General features: G+C 41.6%; 6 protein-coding genes and 1 riboswitch. Of the genes, 2 read left to right on the top strand and 4 right to left on the bottom strand.

Going from position 1 to position 5,280, the window contains the following annotated elements:
* Position 1 precedes the first annotated feature (1 nt).
* Positions 2 to 1,081, bottom strand: coding sequence for a sirohydrochlorin chelatase (locus H6S82_RS16880; RefSeq protein ID WP_190463878.1), 1,080 nt, complete (start codon positions 1,079 to 1,081; stop codon positions 2 to 4).
* A gap of 32 nt (positions 1,082 to 1,113) precedes the next feature.
* Positions 1,114 to 1,249, bottom strand: a riboswitch (cobalamin riboswitch).
* 523 nt (positions 1,250 to 1,772) lie between these two features.
* Here H6S82_RS16880 and H6S82_RS16875 point away from each other — a divergent pair.
* Positions 1,773 to 2,360, top strand: a complete 588-nt coding sequence (locus H6S82_RS16875) for an alpha-ketoglutarate-dependent dioxygenase AlkB (RefSeq protein ID WP_190463879.1) — start codon at positions 1,773 to 1,775, stop codon at positions 2,358 to 2,360.
* Here H6S82_RS16875 and H6S82_RS16870 read toward each other — a convergent pair.
* Together H6S82_RS16870 and H6S82_RS16865 are read right to left on the bottom strand one after the other, a co-directional pair.
* Positions 2,329 to 2,796, bottom strand: a complete 468-nt coding sequence (locus H6S82_RS16870; protein ID WP_190463880.1) for a hypothetical protein — start codon at positions 2,794 to 2,796, stop codon at positions 2,329 to 2,331. The two genes, H6S82_RS16875 and H6S82_RS16870, sit on opposite strands and share 32 nt — an antisense overlap.
* Positions 2,797 to 2,809: 13 nt before the next feature.
* Entirely contained in the window at positions 2,810 to 3,235 is a 426-nt protein-coding gene (locus H6S82_RS16865; RefSeq protein ID WP_190463881.1) for a nucleoside deaminase, read from the bottom strand.
* A 356-nt stretch (positions 3,236 to 3,591) separates the two neighbouring features.
* Between H6S82_RS16865 and H6S82_RS16860 the strand changes: the two genes are divergently transcribed.
* Positions 3,592 to 3,810, top strand: coding sequence for a hypothetical protein (locus tag H6S82_RS16860; protein WP_191056452.1), 219 nt, complete (start codon positions 3,592 to 3,594; stop codon positions 3,808 to 3,810).
* Between the two features lie 233 nt (positions 3,811 to 4,043).
* Here the strand turns inward: H6S82_RS16860 and H6S82_RS16855 are convergent, their stop codons facing one another.
* Positions 4,044 to 4,226, bottom strand: a complete 183-nt coding sequence (locus H6S82_RS16855; RefSeq protein ID WP_190463883.1) for a hypothetical protein — start codon at positions 4,224 to 4,226, stop codon at positions 4,044 to 4,046.
* Positions 4,227 to 5,280 lie beyond the last annotated feature (1,054 nt).

The following is a 5,280-nucleotide window of genomic DNA, read 5'->3' as shown; positions in this document are numbered from 1 at the left end:
TCTAGGGTGCTTGCCAAATTTTTTGATGATATTTTTCTAAATCTGCATAAGGGTCAACGGCGGGGTGGTCATGGTCATGGCTGTGGTTATGATGACTGTGGTGCGCGTGATTATGGGCAGAATCATCGTGAGAGTGATCGTGAGTATGGTGATGGCGATGTCCGTGTCCGTAATGGAAATGATCGTGGGCGTGAGAATGTCCGTTGCTGGAGGAATTAAATGCTAGGCGGAATTTGCACATTTCGCAGTTCATCTGCACTTGACCTAGCTGAGTTTCAATTTCCCGTTCTCGCAATACCCTGAAAAGTTGGGGATGAAGCCCCATTTCCGGTAAGCAAGTCATGGCAATATGGGGATATTGCTCTTGCTGTTGGGCGGTGATATCGAAAATCTTTTTAACCAGAAGTCCGGTGAAGAGGAAGTACGGTAAAACTATAATCCGTTTGGGTTGGTAGAGTCTGGCGCGACGGAAACCTTCTTCCAAACGGGGATGAGTAATGCCGATAAAGCAAGTTTCGACTGTCAGATAACCGCTGCCTTCCCAAAGGATGCGGGCGAGTTTGTATACGTCGCCGTTGGCATCCGGGTCGCTGGAACCTCGACCGACAAATAGGAGGACGGTATCTTCTCGCTTCCACTCCGGTCGATCGAGTTCGGCAAGGCGCTGACCCCACAATTCTAATATCCCTGGCGTGACGCCAAAATGACGCCCGTAGTGAATCTTTAGCTGGGGATGCCTTTGTTTTGCCCGGTCTAATTCGTTCGTGATGTCAAACTTGTTGTGCCGAGCTGCAAATAAAAGTATTGGCAAGGCTGAAAGTTCGGTGTAGCCTTGTTCGACGCATTTGTCTATTCCCTCTTGAATTGTAGGGCCGGTCAGTTCCAAAAAGCAGGGTACGACGGGACGAGAGGTGTCCAAAGCTTGATAGGCGGCGGCAAATTCTAGAAAACTCTGCCTTCCATCATCATCTCTGCTGCCGTGACCGATCGCCAGTAGAGGACGTTGCAGCGGCAGAGGTGGCAATTCTAAGGACTGGGAGTTAGATAAAGAAGTCGGACTGGATGAATTGGCAGCAAACATTAATATAATCCTTTCCCGTGCGAGGCAGGAAATTATGGTGGACAGTTGCAGGTAGGCATTCTGGCTTACGAAGCAGTTGACGCTCGCTTACAGCTGCCGCACAGCCTCGGAGTTACACCGAAGTTTCCCTACTGTGTCAAGTTTCAAACACGCTTTGATATATTAACCGATCGCGCTGCTGCCCAAAATGCGGGGGAGGGGGAGTAAGTCAAAAGTCAAAAGTTAAAAGCCAAGAGGAAGAAGGGATATGGGGGACAAAGAAAAATTTTCCTGGCAAGCAACTACTGACAAGAGATCCCAAAGAGGGAATTTTCAATCCTCACGCTCGTATCATTCTCACCTGGGATAATGGAGTGAACCTTTCCCTGTAGCATATGCAACAATCATATTAATGCCATCGAAATTGAAAAACTTTTTCTTGTGCCTCAATTAATTAAATTCTCCAGCTTTGCTAAGTTGGTGTTCCTCTTATCGCCCATATACATAGTTGATGAACTTGAGCCAATAGTTGCATAATTAATACCAGAATACAAGCAGGAGTGATGGGGAAACGGGATAATCTGCCTTCAAAATGGCCAGAGCGTCTCCTCGTACACGACGATCGTAAATCTATTTTAACTTCTCTGGAAATACAATCTATTTTTACGTTTGGCTTTTTCAATCAACTCAATCCATTTTAGATTAAGTAGTGATGTTGGAAGTTCCCGGTCTTAAGTACATTTGCGATTACATTAGCGCGGCTGAACAATGTCAATTGCTGGATACGATCGATCGTCAAGTCTGGTCAACAGAATTAAAAAGAAGAGTTCAGCATTACGGTTACAAATATAATTATCAAAAACGCTCGGTTGAATCATCGCTGTATCTGGGCGATTTACCGGATTGGTTACTGAGTATTGCCAAACAACTTTATACAGACAAGTTAACGGAAAGTTTACCGGATCAAGTAATTATTAATGAATACGAACCCGGTCAGGGAATAGCTGCACATATCGACTGCGTACCCTGTTTTGGCGAAACGATTATTTCATTAAGTTTGGGGAGTGTCTGCGTGATGGACTTTACTCACAGTCAAACGAAACAAAAGATACCCATTTTGCTATTGCCGGGAAGTTTGCTTATCTTACAGAAACAGGCTAGATACGAATGGCAACACGGGATTGCACTTCGTAAGAAAGATAAGTATAAAGGCAAGGAATTTGTAAGAACGAGAAGGATATCTCTGACGTTTAGAAAGGTCTTAGGAATTACCGCTCGAAACGAAGTGCAATTGCTTTAAGGACTCGCTCAGTCCAATTGCGATCTTCAGGAGAAATTACGACTACTTCAAAACCGTACTTTTCCCCTTCCAATCTAACTCCTTCAGAATCGTCTACGTGCAGGTCTATACCAAATATTTTGGGGTTTTTGCTGAGCGTAGAATTGCTTGGATTGCGTCTTAGATAAGCATGATAAGTAGCTTGATTAATCACTTTTGCTACATGAATGCCGTAGCAAAACAACCACAAACGTACATAAAAAGGCGAACGATAAGAAGTTGTATAAATCCAAACTTCGCACCCATATTGTTTCAATTTTTGCATCAGTTCGCGTGTGCCGAGGCGCAGCGGTTCGTTAATCCAGGGCTTGAGAAAAAACGGTACTCGGTTTGGTTCTCGCTGGACGCAACCTTGATGGCAAATAAGGGTGTCATCAAGATCGAATGATATTCGCATAAATTTTAAGATATTACTTGAATAATTCTAGACATTCGGCTTTTAAAATACCTTTTGTAACTGGAATTTTCCTAAATCCTTTGGCAATGATTTCTTCGCAAGGTAAATCAATTTGAGAAATGCCTCGCTCAATTAAATCTTGAATGGAAGCACCGTAAACAATTTCTGATATGCCTGCCCAAATACAGGCTGTGGCACACATGGGACAAGGTTCGCAAGAGGTATATAAGGTATAGCCTTGGAGAGAGTAATTGCCAATTTTGGCGGTTAAACGACGAATGGCGTTGATTTCTGCGTGGGCTGAGGGGTCGTTATCTCGCTTGACGGTGTTATGGGCGGCGATCGCTACTTCGCCATTTTTGACTATCACCGTACCATAGGGAGCGTCGCCTTGTTTTGCTTGCTCGATCGCCATCTTCATGAAATCTTTGTGATTCATATCGTTAGGGTTACTGTTAATTCAGGATTCGTGCAGGGGAAATACGGATATGGCAACGCTGAAAGCTGCAAAAACATAGCCAAGTTTCCGTATTTTCCCTTAAGCTACTTAACTTGTCTCCTAGATATACTACGTTTATTGCTGGCCTTTTTTAAGGTTGGTAAAAAAACAGAAGCGATACCCGATCGACATCCGTTGCCAACTCTATTTTTCCTGTGATTGCGATCGAGATCGCTTAAATAATGGATCTGCATCGGTAAAGTGGACAGGGAAATATCACAATTTCTTTACAGATCGATCGCTTTCCACTTTAGAAGCCTGAAACATAATAAAATCATCGAGTTCAAGCAAAAGCGATGTCTAACTACATTAACCTACTTCCAGCCGGCTTGTTCGAGTTATTTGCTGAAGCCACCAGTTCTGGACGCATAACTATTGCCGATCGCTACGGATTAATGGCAGCACTTTTGCAAAATAGTTTAAGCGAAGAAGAACAAAGCATCCTCGATCGACTACTGTACGGAGTGCGTCGGGGACGCCCGCAAGTTGTGAATGAGATTTCTAATGTGGAGTAAATCAGATGAATCGATCCACTTGACATCAAACGAAAAGATTGATAAGAGTCGCTAAAGTTCTCAATGGGCTGGGAGAGGAAGCTCTGTTATTTAAAATAAATACAAATTAAAGCCCTTGAATTACTCTATCAGGGGCTTTAATTTTGTTTTTCGCTAAATAATTTGAAGATCGATCGGCAATATCAAAATTGTGAAAAAATTTTACATTTCAAAATTTTTACCTTAAATACTGTCTAGCTAGTAGTTAAGGCAGAGCGATCGATCAACTGTTTAATTGTCGGTCTATAGGGCTGAGTAGATGCGACAACCTCTGTGAGATCCGGCATTTCTTGCCAGCAGTGGGAACAAAACCAGTAAACGCGGCTATGTCTAATGTGGCGCAGTAACTGATTCGAGCAACAAAGACACTTAGTCATAACATTCCTCCAGCTAAATACAGACTGTATAGTTTGTAATCTTTCTCGTTATTGGCGAACCATTGTTTATTCAAATTTGTAGCTCCACTCTAGGTTCTACAAATGCTAATACTTTCCCGCTTAGTGGCTCCTACAAGGAATCAGATCGCCTAAGTAACTTTTTGGAAAAAAAGGAAACTCCAGTACAATAGAGAGAATTTCTGCTTGTTGGTAACATTTGTTATAAATCCTAGTATTTTATACTCTGGTGAAATGTTCTAGATTAAAACATCGGCAGGTTTAATTGCTTGTGGTTAAAAGCAATTCAGCTCTATTGGTTTAACTTGTCAAATGAAGTATAACCAACTATTAAGCTGCTCCTGTTTTGAGATTAAACCAACAATGTGGAGATCCCGCGCAGAAACTTTTTTTTGTCTATTAAATATCAAACCACGCTAGCTGCGATTTTTCTGTTAAAAAGATCACAATTTATTAAAAAAAGTCTGAAAAACAAAATTGCTCGTCCAAAAGTTCGATCGAAGTGCTGAGGGTTAGACAAAATCGGCAACCGGTTACTCTGGAGCATAGATTTTGTTTGCACTGTGTCACAAGTTAATGGATAGCTAAAAATTAAGAATTATTACAAAAATGCGCTTATTTACGCCGACATTGTATAAGTCCCTTTCTGGATTGGCTATCCGGTACATCATCCCATAAGTAAAGCCGATCGATTTTATGAAACGCTTGCTGTGCCGTACAATCATTACCAACACCCTACGCTCCATCGCCCCATACCCTATGGCCGAAAAAACGGAGACAGGGGGACGGGAAGAGCGGCAAAGACAGTTAGCTCTATAAATGTAACTTTGCTTTACAAGTAATGAAATTTAACATTCAGTCATAAAAAATCTACTTATAGCTTTTATATTTTATCACTTGTCGTTGCCTTAAAAACTTATATTTTATTGAAAAAATTGTTCGATAAACTGGTTTTTTCAAATTAGCAACATAACAATTTATTTTTCTTAAGAAATACCATAATACAAGCAGGGAGACATTTTTTACTTTTAGTAAG

It is taken from the genome of Planktothrix sp. FACHB-1355, assembly GCF_014748295.1.
Classification (GTDB): domain Bacteria; phylum Cyanobacteriota; class Cyanobacteriia; order Cyanobacteriales; family Aerosakkonemataceae; genus Aerosakkonema; species Aerosakkonema funiforme_A.
The sequence above is the reverse complement of the archived record's forward strand: the minus strand, read 5'-3'. Positions and strand labels throughout refer to the sequence as shown.

Bases quoted from the DNA above. Each gene is read 5' to 3' on its own strand.
- H6S82_RS16880 (WP_190463878.1), bottom strand. From the start codon at position 1,081: ATGTTTGCTGCCAATTCATCCAGTCCGACTTCTTTATCTAACTCCCAG.
- H6S82_RS16875 (WP_190463879.1), top strand. From the start codon at position 1,773: ATGTTGGAAGTTCCCGGTCTTAAGTACATTTGCGATTACATTAGCGCG.
- H6S82_RS16870 (WP_190463880.1), bottom strand. From the start codon at position 2,796: ATGCGAATATCATTCGATCTTGATGACACCCTTATTTGCCATCAAGGT.
- H6S82_RS16865 (WP_190463881.1), bottom strand. From the start codon at position 3,235: ATGAATCACAAAGATTTCATGAAGATGGCGATCGAGCAAGCAAAACAA.
- H6S82_RS16860 (WP_191056452.1), top strand. From the start codon at position 3,592: ATGTCTAACTACATTAACCTACTTCCAGCCGGCTTGTTCGAGTTATTT.
- H6S82_RS16855 (WP_190463883.1), bottom strand. From the start codon at position 4,226: ATGACTAAGTGTCTTTGTTGCTCGAATCAGTTACTGCGCCACATTAGA.